This is a genomic window from Streptomyces sp. NPDC001401, from assembly GCF_042895385.1.
GTDB lineage: Bacteria > Actinomycetota > Actinomycetes > Streptomycetales > Streptomycetaceae > Streptomyces.
This window is the reverse complement of record NZ_JBIAWI010000003.1, coordinates 219,942-237,885: the sequence shown is the minus strand read 5'-3', so window position 1 is coordinate 237,885 and position 17,944 is coordinate 219,942. Positions and strand designations below refer to the sequence as shown.

Genomic DNA, 17,944 nt, shown 5'->3' with positions numbered 1-17,944 from the left:
CGAGGGCCGGCTCTCGCGCTCGCCCCCTGCAGGAAGCGTCCTGCGGGCTTGGCCCGGGGGGAAGGGGCATGTGGCCAAGACGCCGGTGGCGTACGGCAGGTGCCGTAGTCGGCGTGCCGTACGCCACGGGCAACGGGGCCAGATCAGGTGACTACAACGACTACAACTCCTTGATCCGGATGTCCCGGTAGGAGATCACGTCCGTCGTGCTGTGCACCTGCAGCCCGATGTAACCGGAGGCGAACCGCCGCCCGTCCGTGCCCGGGTCGTCCGAGCGCGGCGGGTAGAAGACCTGGCCGCCGGTGTTGTCGAACTCGTTGATCAGCGCGCCGTTGCGGTAGACCGAGTAGTGCTGGTCGACCACGCGGATCTCGTAGTCGTTCCAGGTGCCCTTCTGGGTGACGCCGGCGCCGGCCAGCCCCACCCGGTCGAAGCCGTAGATCGAACCCGTCTTGTACATGTCGCCGTCGGGCCGGTCGAGCACCTGCACCTCGTGCCCGTACTTGATGGCGACCCACTCAGGGCGTGACTCCTCCGGGTGGTCGTGGACCCACGGGAAGCGCACGAACACACCGGAGTTGGCGTTCCCGGTGCCCGGGGCGTCGTCCCGCCACTGGAGCTTCAGCGAGAAGTCGCCGTACTTGCGCTGCGGGAACCACAGCATGCCCAGGCCGTCCTTGGTGGTGCCGCTGGTGATCGAACCGTCGGGGTTCAGGGCGAACGAACCGCCGCCCACCTGCTCCCACTTGGCGAGGGAGTCGGCCGTCCCGTCGAAGATCTTCCGGTAGCCCTCGGTCTGACCCGGCTTGCCGATCCCGGACTGGCGGGCGGCCTTCTGGATGGCGTCGTACTCGCGCTGGTCGACGACGCCTTCCTTGAGGAGCTTGTCCAGGACGGTCTTGACGTGCTTGAGGAACAGGACGTGAGACGTCCACTCCTTCTCGTCCTCGATCAACTCGTTGATGCGGCATCGGTTGTTGGTGACCCGGTTCGGTACGCCCGAGTCGACCGTGCCGACGATCACCGTCAACCGCTCGTCGTATTCAGGGCAGTTGGGCGGCGGCACCGGGCTCGACACCACGGTGAGACTCACCGTACGGGCCTCGGCGGTGTTGCCCGCCTTGTCGGTCGCCCGGTACGCCACGGTGTGCGCGCCCGCACGGCCGACCAGTACCGGGGCGGTGTAGGCGAGGTACGGTCCGCCGTCGAGCGAGTACTCGATCCGGTCGACGCCCGACCCGCCCTCGTCGGTGGCCGTCACGGTCACCTTGGCGCTGCCCACATATGCACCGTCGGAGTTCTTCGTGCCCTCCACCGTCACACCCGTCACCGGCGGTGTGGTGTCCTGCGCGGGCGCCGACACGACCGTGAACTGCACGCTCTTCTCGGCCGATGCGTTGCCCGCTTTGTCGGTGGCCCGGTACCTCACGCTGTGAGTGCCGAGCTGGTGCACCATCACGGGCGCGGTGTACGGCGTCCAGGCCCCGGAGTCGACGGCGTACTCGATCGTGTTGACCCCGGACCCGGTGTCGGACGCGGAGACGGTCACCGTCGCCATGTCGAGGTAGGCCCCGTCGGCGTTCTTTTCACCGCTGACCGTTGCCGAGGTGTCCGGCGCGGTCGTGTCGTCCGAAGGCGGCGCCACCACCGTGAATTGCACGCTATTCTCCGCGGACACGTTGCCTGCCTTGTCCGTGGCGCGGTAGCGGACCTTGTGGCTGCCGACCTGGTCGACCACGACCGGTGCGGTGTACGGCTGCCAGGCGCCGTCGTCGCCGATCGCGTACTCGATCCGATCCACGCCCGAACCGCCCGTGTCGCTCGCGCTGATCGCCACGCTCGCCGAACCGACGTACTGGCCCTGCGAGTTCTGTGTACCGGTCACGACCGCTGACGTCTCGGGTGCCGTCGTGTCCTCGCCGCCGCCCTGGGTGACCACGAGGGTGCCCTGCATCTGCCCGTGGCCGGGGATCGTGCAGTGGTAGAAGTACCGGCCGGGCGTGAGGGTGACCTCGGCGGTGTGGCGGCCGCCCATGTCGTCGTTCGGGTTGGCCAGGATGTTGAGCTGGACGTCGTTGTTGTACTCGGGGTCGGACGTCTCGAAGGTCAGCGTGTGCGGCATGCCGGTGGTGTTGCCGGTCGCCGTGCTGTTCTCGAAGACGATGGTCGCCGTGCCCGCGACCGCCGTCGTGGGCGCCGATGCGTACTTGGTGATGTCGTCACCAGCCGTCCAGGTGAGCACCTGAGCGGCGGCGGCCTGATCGGTTCGTTCGGGCTGCGCACCGGCCGTCGTCTGAAGCCCCAGCATCATCAGTATGGTGGCCAACAGGGCCGTCAGGACTCTTTGTTGCCGCATCACTGGCCTCCCCTCGCCAGCTGGTCGGCGGCCGGAGTCGGCCCGCCGCCGGTGTAAGTGACCCGCCACAGCGCCGACTTGGAGTCCGAGGTGAAGAACCCGCGCCCGTAGTCGAGGACGTACAGCGCCCCGTCCGGACCGAACTTCCAGTCCATGAGGTTCTTGATCCCGTCGTTGCCGACCGGGACGATCTTCTTCAGCGACTCCGAGTGCACGGGCAGACCGCCGTCTCCCTGCGTCTTCGGATCGGTGATGACCGCGTTGCGCGGCTGGTCGGCGTCGTAGAAGTCGCCGACGAACCACTTGCCGTCCCAGTACGACGGCCACTTGGTCTCACTGGTGCTCGCCGCGTCGTAGCGGTAGACCGGCCCGTTCATCGCCGCCTGGCCGCCGCCCTTGAGCCACGGCAGCAGATAGGTGGCCTCCTCCTGCTTGTACGAGGGGATGCCGTTCGCGTCGCGCGGGTAGTCCGGGGCGCCGCCCTGGGGCGAGTACCAGATGTTGTTGCCGGTGACCGGCGGGAGGTTGACGAGACCGTCGTTGTTCGGGGACTCGTTCTTCGGGTGGTCGCAGTCGTACCAGCCCAGTGGCTTCGACGGGTCCGGCAGGTTGCGGTCCCGGTAGGGCTGCTTGTTGCCCATGCAGTACGGCCAACCCCGGTTGCTCGCCTTGGTGATGGCGGCGAACGTGTCGTACTTGGCGGGACCCCATGTCGTGGAGGGCGCCGAAGCGTCGGGGCCGACCCAGCCCGCGTACAGCACGTCGGTCTTCTTGTCGACGAAGATCCGGGCCGGGTTCCTGACCCCCATCACATAGATCTCGCCGCGCGTCTTGCCGCCGCCCTCGTCGGTCTCCCTGCCGGTGAAGAGGTTGCCCTCCGGGAGCGTGTACGTCCCGTCGGGCTCCGGGTGGATGCGCAGGATCTTGCCGTTGAGGTTGTTGGTGTTGCCTGCGGTGCGGCGCGCGTCGGCAAAGGAGACGCCCTTGTAGCTGGGCTGCGGGTTGTTGCCGGAGTAACCGCCGCTGAAACCACTGGAGTTGTTGTCGCCGGTCGCGATGTACAGGTTGCCCTTCGAGTCCCAGGTCATCCCGCCGCCCGCGTGACAGCAACTGTGCACCTGCACCGGCCACTTGAGCAGCACCTTCTCGCTGCTCAGGTCCAGCTTGTCGGTGGCGAGGTCGAGCGTGAAGCGGGAGACGCGCCGCTCGGCCGTCTGCGTGTCGCGGTTGAGCTGCGAGTGGGGTGTGTAGTGCAGATAGACCCACCCGTTCTGCTCGAACTTCGGGTCGATCTCGATGCCGAGGAGCCCCTCCTCGACCTTGGTGAGCTCGTCGCCGCCGCCCTTGTTGCCGAAGACGGTCAACTCGCCTGCCAGGGTGACCTTCTTGGTCTTCGGGTCGTAGACGTGGATCTGGCCCGTGCCCTTGCCGACGTCGGGGTTGTTCCAGTCGGTGATCACGGGTTGGGAGGAGTCGGCGCCGCCGCGCCCGATGTACAGCACACGTCCGTCGGGCGCGGTGACCAGGCCGTGCGGCTCGCCGATCTGATCGTTCCGGCCCGGTTGGTTCGGCTGGGTGAGCCGCTCCGCCTTGTAGTTGGCGTTGATCGTCGCCTTGCAGTCGGCCTGCACCAACCGCGTCGTCCACAGCAGCGCACCGCGCAGATGGTCGCGGAAGTCCGTCTCGTCGTACGACGACACCGTGCCGCCCATGCCCGTGTAGAAGGAGCGCCCGCCGTCGTAGTCACGGCACCAACTGACCGGATGATCCCAGCCGTTGGCGCTCGTGCCCGGCTTGTACGTCGACTCGCGCACCCGGGCGACGGTGTGCACGTCACCGGACGGATTCTTCACCCAGTTGAACCACTGATCGGGCCGCTTCCACTGCAGCGGCAGGTCCTTGGCCGCCGGATGCTGCCGGTCGCCGACCTCGACGACCGCACGCTGCACGGTGGTTGGGCTGGAAGCGGCGGGCCGGGCGCCGACCAGACCGGTGAACCAGTCCGAGTACGGCTCCGCGCGCGCCGCGTCATGGATGCCGAGGAACCCGCCGCCCGCCTCCATATAGGCCTCGAGCCCCGCCTCCTGCTCCGGTTCCAGGACGTCGCCGCCGCCGGTCAGGAACACGATCGCGTTGTAACGGCCCAGCCTGGTCTCGTTGGTGAAGACCGAGGCGTCGTCCGTGGCCTCGACCTTGAACCGCTGGTTCGCGGGGCCGGACAGGCCGATCTTCTCGATCGCCTCGATACCGGCGTTCACGACCGGCGACTCGTCCCCGGCCGCCGCGGAACCGTAGAAGATCAGCACCCGTACATTCGCGCCGCCCGGTGGCGACTTGACGGACATCGTTGTCAGGAATGGTTCCGGGGCCGGGCGCGCGTTGGCGACGGGACCCGAGAGCAGTCCCGCCCCGAGGACCCCCGTCGTGACGGTGGCCGCCCAGGCCCGTCTTCTCGCGCTTCTTGTGCTCAACCCTCGTAAGTGCATGGGCACCTCCTTGGTCACAGCAACAACGCCAAGGAAGCTAGACCGCTTTGCATGACTCGCCAATACCTATGACCGCAATCGCACGAACTTTGTCCTGAGTGTGGATAAACCGCTTCGGGGCCGGTACCGTCTCACAGGTTCATCACAGGTACGTCTCCGCAAATCCCGTATCGACGTGGGGAGTTCTGCATGGACAGACGCCGATTCGACCGGCGGCACGTGCTGTTGGGCGGCGCGGCCGTCGCGACATCGTTGTCCCTGGTGCCGGAGGCCGCGAGCGCCGCCGGTCCGGCGGGGACCGCGCCGGCCGGGGGAGAGGTCAAGCGCATCAAGCTGTACGCCGAGAAGCTCGCCGACGGACAGATGGGCTACGGCCTGGAGAAGGGCAAGGCGACGATCCCCGGGCCGCTCATCGAACTCAACGAGGGCGACACGCTGCACATCGAGTTCGAGAACACGATGGATGTGGCGGCGAGCCTGCACGTCCACGGCCTTGACTACGAAGTCTCGAGCGACGGAACGAAGTTGAACAAGAGCGACGTCGAGCCCGGCGGGACCCGCACCTACACCTGGCGCACCCACACCCCCGGCCGCCGCTCCGACGGCACCTGGCGGGCGGGCAGCGCGGGCTACTGGCACTACCACGACCACGTCGTCGGCACGGAACACGGGACCGGCGGGATCAGGAAGGGCCTGTACGGCCCGGTGATCGTGCGCCGCAAGGGAGACGTCCTGCCGGACACGACGTACACGATCGTCTTCAACGACATGTCGATCAACAACAAGCCGGCGCACTCCGGGCCGAACTTCGAGGCCACGGTGGGCGATCGGGTCGAGTTCGTGATGATCACGCACGGCGAGTACTACCACACGTTCCATATGCACGGTCACCGCTGGGCGGACAACCGCACGGGCATGCTGACCGGCCCGGACGACCCCAGCCAGGTGATCGACAACAAGATCGTGGGCCCGGCGGACTCCTTCGGCTTCCAGGTCCTCGCGGGAGAGGGCGTCGGGGCGGGCGCGTGGATGTACCACTGCCACGTCCAGAGCCACTCCGACATGGGGATGGTCGGGCTCTTCCTGGTGAAGAAGCCGGACGGCACGATTCCGGGGTACGAGCCGCACGAACACTGAGAGCGCTCTCACCGTGCCCACCCTCCCGGAGCTATCCTGATCGGCACCTGCCGACGAGGAGCTTCGAAGTGACCGACACCGCACCGCGCCCCACACTGGAGGCCGTGGCTGCCCGGGCGGGCGTGTCCCGGGCCACCGTCTCCCGGGTGGTGAACGGCGGCGACGGGGTGCGCGAACCCCTCGTGGCACGGGTGCGGCGCGCGGTGGAGGAGCTCGGGTACGTGCCGAACCAGGCGGCCCGCAGCCTGGTGACCAGGCGGCACGACGCCGTCGCCGTGGTCATCGCCGAACCGGAGACCCGTGTCTTCGCCGATCCCTTCTTCGCGCTGCAACTCCGCGGCATCAGCAAGGAGTTGACGGCCCACGACAACCAGCTCGTGCTGCTGCTCACCGAGGGCCGCGACGACCACGCCCGCGTCGGCCGCTATCTCGCCGGGGGCCACGTCGACGGGGCGCTCGTCTTCTCGCTGCACCTCGACGACCCGCTGCCCGGGCTGATTCAGCACGCGGGTGTGCCGACCGTGTTCGGCGGACGGCCCGGCTGGAGCGACGGCCGCAGCGGGGTGGTGTACGTCGACAGCGACAACCGTGGCGGCGCCCGCGAGGCCGTACGCCATCTCGCCGGCCTCGGCCGTACCCGGATCGCGCACATCACCGGCCCCCTCGACCAGACGTCCGCGGCGGACCGGCTCGACGGCTTCCGGGACGTCATGGTCGACGCCGACCCGCGGCTGATCGTCGAGAGCGACTTCACGCCTGCAGGGGGAGAGCGGGCTATGCGCGAACTTCTCGACCGCCGGCCCGACCTGGACGGCGTGTTCGCCGCCAACGACCTCACCGCGGCGGGCGCCATGCGCGTGCTGCGTGAGCGCGGGCGGCGGGTGCCCGACGACGTTGCCGTGATCGGCTTCGACGACATGCTGCCCGTCGCCGAGCAGACCGATCCGCCGCTGACCACGGTCCGTCAGGACATCGAGGAGATGGGCCGGCTGATGGCCCGGCTGCTGCTGCGGCGCCTCGGTCCCCGCGGCACCGACCAAGGTGTCGGGGGCGCACCGTCCAGCGTGGTCCTGCCTACGACACTGGTGCGGCGGGTCTCGGCCTGAGCCGCATATGGATACGGCCCCGCGCCCCTTGCGGGGCGCGGTATCGCACCGGAGCGCGCGGTGACCGCCGGTGGTGCGGTCAGGCCTGGCGTGGGGCCGCGTGCCGTCGGGGGAGCTGGTGATCGATCCGGTAGGTGTTGGTGCGGCCCTCCCTGGTGTGGGAGAGATAGCCGGCCTGTTTCCAGGTCGGAAATGATCTTCTGGACGGCGCGTTCGGTGAGGCGGCAGTGCGCGGCGATGTCGCGGATCCGGGCGCTGTGGTTCAGGGAACGCCACTGCCCGAGGGCGTGCAGCAGCGGCCGGCGGCCGCCGTCGCACAGGCGCGCGCGGCCGTCCCGCCGGCCTGACCGGGCGCCGGAGCTCGTGGTGCTCCGTCGGGGTGTGTGACTGCCGGCGGTGACGATCGCGCGCTCACCGGCGCACGGCCGGGGCCGCAGGAGCGGGGCCCGGCCGGCTCGTCGGACGCGCCGCGGGCGAGACCGCCCGGCGGCGTCATTCCCTCAAGTCTGCGGTGGTGCGCTCTTGATGACCGCGAAGCGGGCGCCGTAGGGGTCGGCGAGTTTGGCGAAGCGGCCCACGCCCTCGATGTCGGTGGCGGGGACGCGGATCTCACCGCCCAGTTCCCTTGCCTTGGCGACCGTGGCGTCCGTGTCGGCGACCTCGAAGTACGGCAGCCAGTACGCGCGGTCCTCCGACGGGTCGTCGGCGAGCGGGACGATGCCGCCGAACATGGAGTCCTCGCCGCCTCCGGCGGGGTTGACGGTGGTGTAGGTGCCACCCGGGAAGGGCACCGCCGCCGTCTCCAGGCCGAGCGTCTCGTGGTAGAACCAGGCGGCCGCGGCGATGTCCGGGGTGTACAGCTCTACCCAGGACAGGGCGCCGGTCTCGTTCGCCACGTCGACGCCCTTGGTCCGGCCGGGCTGCCAGATGCCGAACGGCACGCCCGCCTTGTCGGCGAGGATCGCCATGTGTCCCTCGCCCATCACGTCCATGGGCTGCATCAGCACACTGCCGTGTGCCTGCTCGGCCGCCTTGGCGGTGGCCTCGGCGTCCCCGCTCTGGAAGTACACGGTCCAGGACGGCGGGCCCTGCTCGGGCGTGGTCTGCATCCCGCCCGCAGCGGTCTTCCCGTCCAGCTGGAAGAAGCCGTAACCGCCGGCGTCGGGCCCCGCCGACTGGAACCTCCAGCCGAAGAGGCCGCCGTAGAAGGAGATGGCGCCGTCGATGTCGGACGTGCCGACGTCGATCCAGTTGGGAGCGCCGTTGACGAAACGGGTGGTGAGCATCTTCGCCCTCCTCGGAAGGGTCCCGTTCTCTGCTCTGCCGAGTCTTGCACCGCCCACTGACAATCGCTGCCGGAGCGTTCTTTCCGCCCTCTTCCGCGCGCCGCCGTGCGCCGCGGTGTGCGGGGACGCCACCATCGGGGTGGTCGGGGGCCTTGCGGGGCGGCGTTGATGACGCGTTGATCGAACGTTTTTCGGTCCGCGGCACTATCTCGCCCATGCACATCGACACCATCACCCCGGCCGACCTCGCCTGGCAGGCCCAGGCGCTGTGCGCGCAGACGGGGGCGGACTTCTTCTTTCCCGAGCCGGGCAGCTCGGTGCGCGAGGCGAAGCGCATCTGCGGCCTGTGCGAGATGCGTCCCGCCTGCCTCGAGTACGCCCTGCAGAACGATGAACGCTTCGGCGTCTGGGGCGGCCTGTCGGAGAAGGAGCGGCTGGAACTCAGGCGGACGACGCACTGACGGGCCGCGTCCCGGCGGAGCAGCACCTCGACGAGAATCCGGCGAGGTATTGCGCGTTGGGTGGGACGGGTTCAAGCTGGGTGACCTGTTCGAGACGAACGGGGGGGCGTCGTGCCCGAGGGGCGTCACTCCGGCACCAGAAGCGACGGATCAGTAGCCCTCGCGTCGCTCACAGCTCTCAATTGGTGATCAGAAGCGAAGGAAGCCGCCGGCAGAGCCGGGCCGACGAAATTCGGCACCCGCATGGCCGAAGATCCCCGCAGTGCCCGGAGTGCGGCGAAAGCCCACGGAGCGCCCCCACCGAAGCATGTTCCCGTTGGGCCTTATGGCCCATGGTCCGGGCGATCCCGGATGCCCAAATCTCAACGAAGCGCTTCGCTTGTCATGGCGGTGCAGAGGGATGGGGAGGCAGAACATGGCAATCACAGGACTCCTGCTGTCGGGCGGCCGTGTGCTCGCCGCGCCCATCGATCTCAACGGGACCGGGCGCTATGTGCACTGGGGTGTGATCCAGTTGTCCGTCGCGAACCTCGTGGTCATCGGTGTGATGGTGGTCGTCTTCGTCGTGGCCCTGTTGTTGCCCTTTCCCGGAGGCCGCAAATGAGTGACCCGGGCGAGCGCGCGGCCACCGGTCCGCACGGGAACGAGTCCACTTCGGGCGGCTGGACCGGAGCGGTGCGGCGGCGGGCGGTCTCGGCACTGCCCCCGGACAAGCTGCTGCCGGACACCCAGCCGGCATACATGGCCTCATGGATCTACGTCTTCGGCGTGCTCACCGTGGCCTCGCTGATCGTGGTGCTCGTCACCGGCGGGGTGCTCGCGCTGAAAGGGCCCGCGTGGTGGCATGTCTCGGCGACGGGCAAGTATGTGAACGGCCTGCACCTGTGGAGCGTCGAGCTGTTCATGTTCTTCATGGTCATCCATCTGTGGGGCAAGTTCTTCATGGCTGCCTGGCGCGGCCGGCGGGCCCTGACCTGGGTCACCGGCGCGGTGTGCTTCTTCGCCTCGATCGGCACCGCCTTCACCGGCTACCTCGTCCAGCAGAACTTCGACTCGCAGTGGATCGCCGGGCAGGCCAAGGACGGGCTGAACTCGGTCGGTATCGGCGCGTTCTTCAACGTGCTGGACTTCGGGCAGATGCTGATGTGGCACATCGTGCTGCTCCCGTTCGTCCTCGGTCTGCTGACCGCCTGGCACATCCTGCTGGTCCGGCGGCGCGGAATCGTGCCGCCCATCGGGGCGACCGATCCCGCTGACGGCGCCAAGGCCGCGTCCGCGCCCGCACAGGGGGAGGTGTCGTGATGCGCCGACGATCCGAGAAGTCCGCGGTGCCGGACCCGGCCGACTTCCCCACCCGGCCGTACGACCTGGTCAAGGAGTTCACCATCGCCCTGGTGGTGGTCGCGCTCCTCACCGCCGGTCTGGCCGCACTCTTCTCCTCGCCCGACGACAGGCCGGTGACCCTGGCCTCCTGGTCGCGTGCGGCCGGCGCGGACTTCACGGCCACAGCAGTCGCCGAACTCGGCGGCACCAGCGGAACGGCCGAGTACGGACCGCCGTACAACCACACGCCCGACGCGGCCCAGAAGATCGGCCCGCTCGGGCTGCAGAGTGCCGCCGGGGTCCGCATCCCGATCGACACCGCCAACGACTTCGTGCTCCGCCCGCTGACCGACGCCCCCGAGCCTCCCGGCGTCCGCGTGGCACTCGCCGCCTGGTCCGCAGCGCCGGCCTCCCGGCAACAGGCGTGGACCAAGGCCTACTCCGACGCCCTGGCGAAAGCGCCCGGCGGTGACCCCGCCAAGGTCGCGGGCGGCGACTACGGCCCGGTCCCCGTCCTCACCGCGCGCCTTCTCGGCCTGGCCAGGTCCGGTGCCCTGGACGGGCAACTGCAGGCCGAGGGCAAGTTCTACCAGACCGACTACACCCGCCCCCTGCTCTTCCTCTCCGACGGCTCCTACCTGGAGTCCCTGGCCCGCGCCCAGCACCTGGGCGGCGACCAGTGGGGAATGATGAACGAGACCGGGAACTACCCGGGCCAGGCGTGGCTGTGGCTCTACACGTTCTGGTACCAGATCGACCCCTTCAAGTCGTCCGGCAACGCCGACGCCCTGATCTGGGGCCTGATGGCCGTGCTCAGCCTGGGCCTGCTGCTGGTGCCCTTCATCCCCGGCGTGCGGTCCATCCCGCGCTGGACGCGCGTGCACCGGTTGATCTGGCGCTCGTACTACCGGGAACGGGAGGCTGCGGTGCGGGCCCGGCAGTCGGAAGACTGAAGGCCACATGACAGCACAGGCTCGCCGGTACGAGTGCGTACCGACGAGCCTGTGCGTGCAGTCAGGTGTGCCGTCAGCCCGCGGCGCGCGCCGCCATGCGCGCCTTGCGTGCCGCCAGCTTCTCGTCGAACTTCAGGGCCTCCGCGTCCAGGCCGCCCATGAACAGTCCGAGTTCGTCCTGGGCCTGCTGCCCCTCGGGGCCGAGGCCGTCGATCTCCATGACCTTCAGGAAGCGGAGGACCGGCTGGAGCACGTCGTCGTGGTGGATGCGCATGTTGTAGACCTCGCCGATCGCCATCTGTGCGGCGGCCCGCTCGAAGCCGGGCATACCGTGGCCGGGCATCCGGAAGTTGACGATCACGTCGCGCACGGCCTGCATGGTGAGATCGGGCGCGAGCTCGAAGGCCGCCTTGAGCAGGTTCCGGTAGAAGACCATGTGGAGGTTCTCGTCGGTCGCGATGCGCGCCAGCATGCGGTCGCAGACCGGGTCGCCCGACTGGTGGCCGGTGTTGCGGTGCGAGACGCGGGTCGCGAGCTCCTGGAAGGCGACGTAGGCCACCGAGTGCAGCATCGAGTGGCGGTTGTCCGACTCGAAGCCCTCGCTCATGTGGGCCATGCGGAACGCTTCCAGCTTGTCCGGGTCCACCGCGCGCGAGGCGAGCAGGTAGTCGCGCATCACGATGCCGTGCCGGCCCTCCTCGGCGGTCCAGCGGTGCACCCAGGTGCCCCATGCGCCGTCGCGGCCGAAGAGCGAGGCGATCTCGTGGTGGTAGCTGGGGAGGTTGTCCTCGGTGAGGAGGTTCACGACCAGGGCGATGCGGCCGAGCTCGGTGACCTTGGACTGCTCCTTGTCCCAGGCCTCGCCGTCCTCGAAGAGACCGGGGAAGTTACGGCCGTCCGACCACGGGACGTACTCGTGCGGCATCCAGTCCTTGGCGACCTTCAGATGCCGGTTGAGTTCCTGCTCGACCACTTCCTCCAGCGCGTACAGCAGACGGGCGTCGGTCCAGGCGGACGAGCTGCCGAGTTGAGGGGACGTGATCGTCACGGGTACTCCAGGGGGACGCGGTACAAAGCGGAACAAACCGGCGAGCGGTGCCGGAACTTACGAAAGCGTAGGCTACGAAACCGTAGGTTACGTTGCCGTAGGTTAAGTGCGATGTAAAGATCCCTGATCAGGCCATGTTTCCTAGGATTTCCAAGGACATGCCGGAAGCCCCAGGACCCGCAGGTCCCGGGGCTGAAAGGATGATCCGCTCACTCGTCAGGCGTACAGCTCCCGGAGTCGCACCGAGAGGCATGTCACACAGCCCTCGAGCTTCTCGAACTCGCTGATGTCCACCACGGCGACCTCGAAGCCGAGGTCGGTCAGCAGCTCCGCCGTCTTCGGCGCGCTCGCCGCCATCAGCAGCTTGCTGCCGCCGAGGAGCACGACGTGGGAGCCGGCCTCCTCGGGCACCGACAGGAAGCGCGGGAACAGTGAGGGCCGGTCCACCTTCGGGATGTGCCCGATGACCGTTCCGTCGGGCAGCGCGGTGACCGCCGACTTCAGGTGCAGCACCTTGCTGACGGGTACGGCGACGACCTGCGCCCCGAGCGGCTCGAAGGCGGCCCGCAGCTGCTGCACGCCGGCCGCGTTGGTGCGCCCGCCCCGGCCGACGTAGATCGTGTCGCCGACCTTCAGCACGTCGCCGCCGTCCAGGGTGCCCGGCTCCCAGATCCAGTTCACCGAGCAGCCCAGGCGCGCGACGGCCTCCTCGACGCCGGCCGTCTCGTCCCGCCGGGACGCGGCGCCGGGGCGGGTGATCAGCGCGACGTTCTTGTACATGACGACGGTGTCCTCGACGAACACCGAGTCCGGGCAGTCGTCCTCCGGGTCCACCTCGACCGTCTCCCAGCCGTGCTCGCGCAAGGCCTCGACGTACGCCTCCCACTGCTCGACCGCGAGATCGAAGTCGACCTTCTCCCGCTCGATGTGCGTCACCAGCCCTTCGGCGAGGCGCGGGCTCGGGCGGCGGACGAGGGCCTTCTTGCTGGGCACTGGAGGGACTCCGAATCGGCGGGACGGCAGACCGGGCGTCCAAGACGCGACACCCGGTCCGCCATCATGCAACCCCGATCCGCGACGGCAAAACCCTCGTTGCCAGGCTGTGCCCCTCCTGAGATGCGCAATCGGGAGCTATCCGATCGCCTCCGGCGTCGTCTCCTGCAGTTCACCGTCCAGCAGCAGCCACCGGGTGATCCCGATCGACTCCAGGAACGGAAGGTCGTGGCTGGCCACGATCAGTGCCCCTTCGTACGACTCCAGGGCCGACGTCAGCTGCCGCACGCTCGCCATGTCGAGGTTGTTCGTCGGCTCGTCGAGCATCAGCAGCTGCGGTGCGGGCTCGGCCAGCATCAGCGCGGCCAGGGCCGCCCGGAAGCGTTCTCCGCCGGACAGGGTCGCCGCCTTCTGATCGGCGCGGGCGCCCCGGAACAGGAAGCGGGCCAGCCGCGCCCGGACCCGGTTGTTGGTGGCGCCCGGCGCGAACCGGGCCACGTTCTCGGCGACCGACAGCTCGTCGTCGAGCACGTCGAGGCGCTGCGGCAGGAAACGCAGCGGCACGTGCGCGCGTGCCTCGCCCGACACCGGCGCCAGCTCCCCGGCGATGGTGCGCAGCAGCGTGGTCTTGCCCGCGCCGTTGCGCCCGATCAGCGCGACCCGCTCCGGGCCACGCAGATCGAGCCCGCCGGCCACGCGCGCGCCGTACGCGAGCTCCAGGTCCATCAGCGTGAGGACGTCACGGCCCGGCGGTACGGCCGTGTACGGCAGGTCGACGCGGATCTCGTCGTCGTCCCGTACGGCGTCCACCGCCTCGTCGAGCCGCTCCTTCGCCTCGCTGAGCCGCTCCTCGTGCATGATGCGGTGCTTGCCCGCGGACTCCTGCGCCGCGCGCCTGCGCGCCCCCATGACGATTTTCGGCTCGCGCTTCTGCTCGAACATCTTCTGCCCGTACCGCTTGCGCCGGGCCAACTTGACCTGGGCGTCGGCCAGTTCACGCTTCTGCTTGCGGAAATCGGCCTCCGCGACGCGCACCATCCGCTCGGCCGCCTCCTGTTCGGCGGCGAGGGACTCCTCGTACGCGGAGAAGTTTCCGCCGAACCAGGTGACCTCCCCGGAGCGCAGGTCGGCGATCTGGTCGACCAGCTCCAGGAGTTCGCGGTCGTGGCTGACCACGACCATCACTCCCGGCCAGGACTCGACGGCCGTGTACAGCCGCCTGCGCGCGTACAGGTCGAGGTTGTTGGTCGGCTCGTCCAGCAGCAGGACGTCCGGGCGGCGCAGCAGCAGGGCCGCCAGCCGCAGCAGCACCGACTCGCCGCCCGACACCTCGCCGGTGGTGCGGTCCAACTCGATGTGGCCGAGGCCGAGTTCGCCGAGCGTGGCGAGGGCGCGCTCTTCCACGTCCCAGTCGTCGCCGACCGTCTCGAAGTGCTCCTCGGCCACGTCGCCCGCTTCGATGGCGTGCAGCGCGGCCCGCTGCGCGGCGATGCCGAGCACCTCGTCGACGCGCAGCTGGGTGTCGAGCGTGACGTTCTGCGGGAGATAGCCGACCTCGCCCGCGACGCGTACGGCGCCGTCGGCCGGTGAGAGTTCACCGGCGATCAGCTTCAACAGGGTCGATTTCCCCGACCCGTTGACGCCGACGAGCCCGGTCCTGCCGGGACCGAAGGCGACATCGAGCCCCTCGAAGACGGGGGTGCCGTCGGGCCAGGTGAAGAACAGGGACGTACAAGTGATGGAAGTAGACATACGGGCCTCGCGGTTGCTCGATGCGGAAGGGGGCAAACGCGTATCGAGACACCGGCGACCAAAGGCGGGAAAGGAGAGCCCTGAGGCAGAAGGCGGGGCACGAAAAAGCCCTGCTCCATCGGGACGGCTCGAATGCCGAGGTCGCACGCTGCGCACACACCTCACGTGTGTGACACGGTGTCTCAGGACCTCAGACGAGCAACGTCCTTCTCCAATCGACGGCAACAGAACCGCTGTACACCGTAGGAGGGGGTGCGCGGGCTGTCAACGAATTAACGTGACCCCCGACCCCACCGCACGAAGGAGTCCCCGTGCCCGACGGCCCGCTCTCACTGCCCGCCCGGCTCTATCTGCTGGCCTGGGACACGAACACCACCGAGGTCACCGGCGCCGCCGGCCTTCCTCATCTGGTGCGGGCCGGCGCCCTCACCGAACTGGCCCAGCGCGGTCTGCTCGTCGACGAGGACGGCATCGCCACGCCCGCCGACATGGACTCCCTCACCGGGGACGCCGCCCTCGACGGGCTCCTGGAACTGGTCCGCGAGTCCCGCCCGCACCGGTGGCGGACCTGGGTGACGCTGCACGCGCGCGTGACCCTCGACGCCGTACGGGAGCAGCTGACCGCCGAGGGATATCTGCGGGCGCAGAAGAAGCGGGTCCTCGGCGTCTTCCCGAGCGTGGAGCACGTACTGGCGCAGGCTGCCGTCGTGGACGCGCTGCGCGAGGAGGCGCGGCAGGTTCTGGAGGGCCCGGTGTCGGTCGCGGACGTCTCCGGCCGGGACGCGGCCGTCGTCGCCCTCGCCGCCGCCGCGGAACTGCGCACCCTGGTGCCGGGCAAGGACCGCAAACGCCACCACGCGCGCGTGGCGGAACTGACCGAGCGCAGCGGTGCGGCGGCGCCCGCACTGCGGAAGATCGTCACCGAGGTCCAGACGGCGGTGACCGCATCCCTGACGGCAGCCGCCGTGGCGACGGGCGACTGACCCGTCCCCGACGCCTCACGCAGCTGGCGGATTCATCGACGGAATCGACGGGCCACCGGTCGCCACACACGCCCTGGTCCACCGCACCGCCCGGGAACTACTGGAGGCGGGACCTACGAGGCGCTGGCCGACGGGCTGGAGTATGGACAGCTCAACGCCCTGCTGGGAGCAACACGCTGAGCGGCACCCCCCTAAGGGGCGCGGGGAACTGCGCGACCAGCCACAACGGACCCGCAGACGACAAACGACCCATCGCGGCCCCACCCAGCGGAGCGCTCAGCAGGCGTCCCGGATCAGTTCCGCCAGGTCGTGGTCCAGGTCCAGCTGCAGGTGCTCCAGACCCACGGGCACCAGAGCGCTCGTGGCGTCGAGGAACCGGCGTATCTCGTGCGACAGGACGTGCACGACGGCGGTGCCCTCGGGGGCGTGGAACTCCAGGACGGTGCGCTCGTAGCCGTACGGCCGCACGCGCACGTCGCCGTGGCCCTCGGGCCCGTGCAGGCCGGCCGCGAGGAGGTCGCGGGCAAACGTCCAGCAGACCTCCACACCCTCCAGGGTGGCCGGGGCCGGGAAGGTCATACGGACCGCGAACGGGTCGCTGCGGTCGTAGTGCAGCTTCGCCGGGATGCTCGGCATGCGAGGCGCGGCGGCGACGAGGCGGGCCTCCACGGGGTGTTCGATGACGGTGGACAACGCCTTTGCTCCCTTGTGACGGCCGGACGGACTTCCGGGCGGATTGGGCCGGGCACTGCTAGAGACGCTGGAATCAGCCAATCCGTGCACACCGATTTCGAGTGACCTGTGTCACCGTATTCATGCAGTGGAGTGACGGAGTCCATTTCCCGTGCCCCGATGGGCAGTTGTGGCGAGGGGCTGCCATCTGGACGGGGTCCGGGGCGTCGGCTAGCTTCGCCCGCCATGAGGCGTATGGGGAACACGCGACGAATGAGACGTACGTTTCGCACGGTGGCCGCGGGGGCGGTGTGCTCGGCGGCGCTGGCCGCCCTGACCGCCGTACCCGCACAGGCACAGGAGCGGGGGCACCGGGCGCCGCACTGGGAACTGAAGGACACCGGCGCGACCGGCGTGCGCTTCCGGGGCCTGTCGGCCGTCAGCCGGGACACCGCCTGGGTGGCCGGAACCGGCGGCACCGTGCTGCGCACCACCGACGGCGGGGCGAGCTGGCGGAACGTCTCGCCGCCGGGCGCCGCCGACCTGCAGTTCCGGGACATCGAGGCGTTCGACGCACGGCGCGCCGTGGTGCTGGCCATCGGCGAGGGCGAGGCCTCCCGCGTGTACCGCACCGACGACGGCGGCACGACCTGGACCGAGTCCTTCCGCAACACCGACACCAAGGCCTTCTACGACTGCCTGACCTTCTTCGACCGCCGCCACGGCCTCGCCATGAGCGACCCGGTGGACGGCAAGTTCCGCATCCTGTCGACCGGCGACGGCGGCCGCTCCTGGAAGGTGCTTCCCGGCGACGGCATGCCGGCCGCCCTGGACGGTGAGGCGGGCTTCGCGGCGAGCGGCCAGTGCCTGGTCGCCTCGGGCCCGTCGGACGTCTGGCTGGCCACCGGCGGCGGTGCACGCGCGCGCGTGCTGCACTCCGCCGACCGCGGGCTCACCTGGACGGCCACCGACACACCCGTCCCCGCGGGCGACCCGGCCAAGGGCGTCTTCGCGCTCGCCTTCCGCGACCGCACCCACGGCCTCGCGGTCGGCGGCGACTACCGCCCCGACCAGTCCTCACCGCAGGCCGCGGCCCGCACCGACGACGGCGGCCGCACCTGGCAGCCCGCCAGCACCCCACCGCCCGCCTACCGCTCCGGCGCCGCCTGGCTCCCGCACAGCCGCACCGCCGCCCTCGCGGTCGGCCCCACCGGCACCGACCTGACCACCGACGGCGGACGCACCTGGCGGACGGTCGACACGGGCACGTACGACACCGTGGACTGCACCGCCGACCTCGGCTGCTGGGCCGCGGGGGAGCAGGGGCGGGTGGCGCGCCTGGAACCGTGACGCATGGGGCTCGAATCCGGGTACCCGGACGCTGACGG

The 17,944-nt window shown here is 69.6% G+C and carries 15 protein-coding genes and 1 pseudogene; 8 read left to right on the top strand and 8 right to left on the bottom strand.

Translation table 11 applies throughout. The features are described from left to right. Positions 1-160 precede the first annotated feature (160 nt). Both ACFY10_RS13055 and ACFY10_RS13050 read right to left on the bottom strand, forming a co-directional pair. Entirely contained in the window at positions 161-2,356 is a 2,196-nt protein-coding gene (locus ACFY10_RS13055; RefSeq protein ID WP_390665152.1) for an OmpL47-type beta-barrel domain-containing protein, read from the bottom strand. Beyond that, positions 2,356-4,842, bottom strand: coding sequence for a ThuA domain-containing protein (locus ACFY10_RS13050; RefSeq protein ID WP_390665151.1), 2,487 nt, complete (start codon positions 4,840-4,842; stop codon positions 2,356-2,358). The genes ACFY10_RS13055 and ACFY10_RS13050 overlap by 1 nt, the downstream gene beginning before the upstream one ends. Before the next feature lie 189 nt (positions 4,843-5,031). Here ACFY10_RS13050 and ACFY10_RS13045 point away from each other — a divergent pair, with 189 nt between their 5' ends. Both ACFY10_RS13045 and ACFY10_RS13040 read left to right on the top strand, forming a co-directional pair. After that, on the top strand, positions 5,032-5,979 hold the full coding sequence (locus tag ACFY10_RS13045) for a multicopper oxidase domain-containing protein (protein WP_390665150.1): 948 nt from the start codon (positions 5,032-5,034) through the stop codon (positions 5,977-5,979). 68 nt (positions 5,980-6,047) lie between these two features. Continuing rightward, positions 6,048-7,085, top strand: coding sequence for a LacI family DNA-binding transcriptional regulator (locus tag ACFY10_RS13040; RefSeq protein WP_390665149.1), 1,038 nt, complete (start codon positions 6,048-6,050; stop codon positions 7,083-7,085). Positions 7,086-7,164: 79 nt separating this feature from the next. On the opposite strand, the pseudogene ACFY10_RS13035 reads toward ACFY10_RS13040, so the two are convergent. Together ACFY10_RS13035 and ACFY10_RS13030 are read right to left on the bottom strand one after the other, a co-directional pair. Further along, positions 7,165-7,381 (bottom strand): annotated as a pseudogene (locus ACFY10_RS13035) (hypothetical protein). 204 nt (positions 7,382-7,585) lie between these two features. Continuing rightward, on the bottom strand, positions 7,586-8,371 hold the full coding sequence (locus ACFY10_RS13030) for a VOC family protein (protein WP_390665148.1): 786 nt from the start codon (positions 8,369-8,371) through the stop codon (positions 7,586-7,588). A gap of 215 nt (positions 8,372-8,586) precedes the next feature. Between ACFY10_RS13030 and ACFY10_RS13025 the strand changes: the two genes are divergently transcribed. The 4 genes from ACFY10_RS13025 (at position 8,587) to ACFY10_RS13010 (ending at position 11,108) form a co-directional block, all read left to right on the top strand. Next, entirely contained in the window at positions 8,587-8,832 is a 246-nt protein-coding gene (locus ACFY10_RS13025; RefSeq protein ID WP_390665147.1) for a WhiB family transcriptional regulator, read from the top strand. Between the two features lie 415 nt (positions 8,833-9,247). Beyond that, positions 9,248-9,436: a hypothetical protein gene (locus tag ACFY10_RS13020; RefSeq protein WP_390665146.1), complete on the top strand. Its 189-nt coding sequence runs from the start codon at positions 9,248-9,250 to the stop codon at positions 9,434-9,436. Further along, on the top strand, positions 9,433-10,134 hold the full coding sequence (locus ACFY10_RS13015) for a cytochrome b N-terminal domain-containing protein (protein ID WP_390665145.1): 702 nt from the start codon (positions 9,433-9,435) through the stop codon (positions 10,132-10,134). The genes ACFY10_RS13020 and ACFY10_RS13015 overlap by 4 nt, the downstream gene beginning before the upstream one ends. After that, positions 10,134-11,108, top strand: a complete 975-nt coding sequence (locus tag ACFY10_RS13010) for a hypothetical protein (RefSeq protein WP_390665144.1) — start codon at positions 10,134-10,136, stop codon at positions 11,106-11,108. Before ACFY10_RS13015 ends, ACFY10_RS13010 begins: the two co-directional genes overlap by 1 nt. A gap of 73 nt (positions 11,109-11,181) precedes the next feature. Here ACFY10_RS13010 and ACFY10_RS13005 read toward each other — a convergent pair whose 3' ends face one another. The 3 genes from ACFY10_RS13005 to ACFY10_RS12995 all read right to left on the bottom strand — a co-directional run bounded on the left by ACFY10_RS13005 (position 11,182) and on the right by ACFY10_RS12995 (position 14,901). Further along, the gene (locus ACFY10_RS13005) at positions 11,182-12,156 is read right to left on the bottom strand and encodes an acyl-ACP desaturase (protein ID WP_390665143.1); all 975 of its coding nucleotides are present in this window, start codon (positions 12,154-12,156) and stop codon (positions 11,182-11,184) included. Between the two features lie 216 nt (positions 12,157-12,372). Then, positions 12,373-13,149, bottom strand: coding sequence for a dimethylargininase (gene ddaH, locus ACFY10_RS13000; RefSeq protein WP_390665142.1), 777 nt, complete (start codon positions 13,147-13,149; stop codon positions 12,373-12,375). A 138-nt stretch (positions 13,150-13,287) separates the two neighbouring features. Beyond that, positions 13,288-14,901 carry an ABC-F family ATP-binding cassette domain-containing protein gene (locus ACFY10_RS12995; protein ID WP_390665141.1) on the bottom strand — a complete coding sequence of 538 codons (1,614 nt, stop codon included), beginning with the start codon at positions 14,899-14,901 and terminating at the stop codon, positions 13,288-13,290. A 311-nt stretch (positions 14,902-15,212) separates the two neighbouring features. Between ACFY10_RS12995 and ACFY10_RS12990 the strand changes: the two genes are divergently transcribed. Beyond that, the gene (locus ACFY10_RS12990; RefSeq protein ID WP_390665140.1) at positions 15,213-15,884 is read left to right on the top strand and encodes a GPP34 family phosphoprotein; all 672 of its coding nucleotides are present in this window, start codon (positions 15,213-15,215) and stop codon (positions 15,882-15,884) included. A gap of 276 nt (positions 15,885-16,160) precedes the next feature. On the opposite strand, the gene ACFY10_RS12985 is transcribed toward ACFY10_RS12990, so the two are convergent. Then, the gene (locus tag ACFY10_RS12985) at positions 16,161-16,577 is read right to left on the bottom strand and encodes an SsgA family sporulation/cell division regulator (protein ID WP_390665139.1); all 417 of its coding nucleotides are present in this window, start codon (positions 16,575-16,577) and stop codon (positions 16,161-16,163) included. 252 nt (positions 16,578-16,829) lie between these two features. On the opposite strand from ACFY10_RS12985, the gene ACFY10_RS12980 reads away from it, so the two are divergent. Beyond that, positions 16,830-17,906 (top strand): WD40/YVTN/BNR-like repeat-containing protein, encoded by a 1,077-nt coding sequence (locus ACFY10_RS12980; RefSeq protein WP_390665138.1) that lies wholly within the window; start codon positions 16,830-16,832, stop codon positions 17,904-17,906. Positions 17,907-17,944: the final 38 nt, after the last annotated feature.

Bases quoted from the DNA above. Each gene is read 5' to 3' on its own strand.
- ACFY10_RS13055 (WP_390665152.1), bottom strand. From the start codon at position 2,356: ATGCGGCAACAAAGAGTCCTGACGGCCCTGTTGGCCACCATACTGATG.
- ACFY10_RS13050 (WP_390665151.1), bottom strand. From the start codon at position 4,842: ATGCACTTACGAGGGTTGAGCACAAGAAGCGCGAGAAGACGGGCCTGG.
- ACFY10_RS13045 (WP_390665150.1), top strand. From the start codon at position 5,032: ATGGACAGACGCCGATTCGACCGGCGGCACGTGCTGTTGGGCGGCGCG.
- ACFY10_RS13030 (WP_390665148.1), bottom strand. From the start codon at position 8,371: ATGCTCACCACCCGTTTCGTCAACGGCGCTCCCAACTGGATCGACGTC.
- ACFY10_RS13025 (WP_390665147.1), top strand. From the start codon at position 8,587: ATGCACATCGACACCATCACCCCGGCCGACCTCGCCTGGCAGGCCCAG.
- ACFY10_RS13020 (WP_390665146.1), top strand. From the start codon at position 9,248: ATGGCAATCACAGGACTCCTGCTGTCGGGCGGCCGTGTGCTCGCCGCG.
- ACFY10_RS13015 (WP_390665145.1), top strand. From the start codon at position 9,433: ATGAGTGACCCGGGCGAGCGCGCGGCCACCGGTCCGCACGGGAACGAG.
- ACFY10_RS13010 (WP_390665144.1), top strand. From the start codon at position 10,134: ATGCGCCGACGATCCGAGAAGTCCGCGGTGCCGGACCCGGCCGACTTC.
- ACFY10_RS12995 (WP_390665141.1), bottom strand. From the start codon at position 14,901: ATGTCTACTTCCATCACTTGTACGTCCCTGTTCTTCACCTGGCCCGAC.
- ACFY10_RS12980 (WP_390665138.1), top strand. From the start codon at position 16,830: ATGAGACGTACGTTTCGCACGGTGGCCGCGGGGGCGGTGTGCTCGGCG.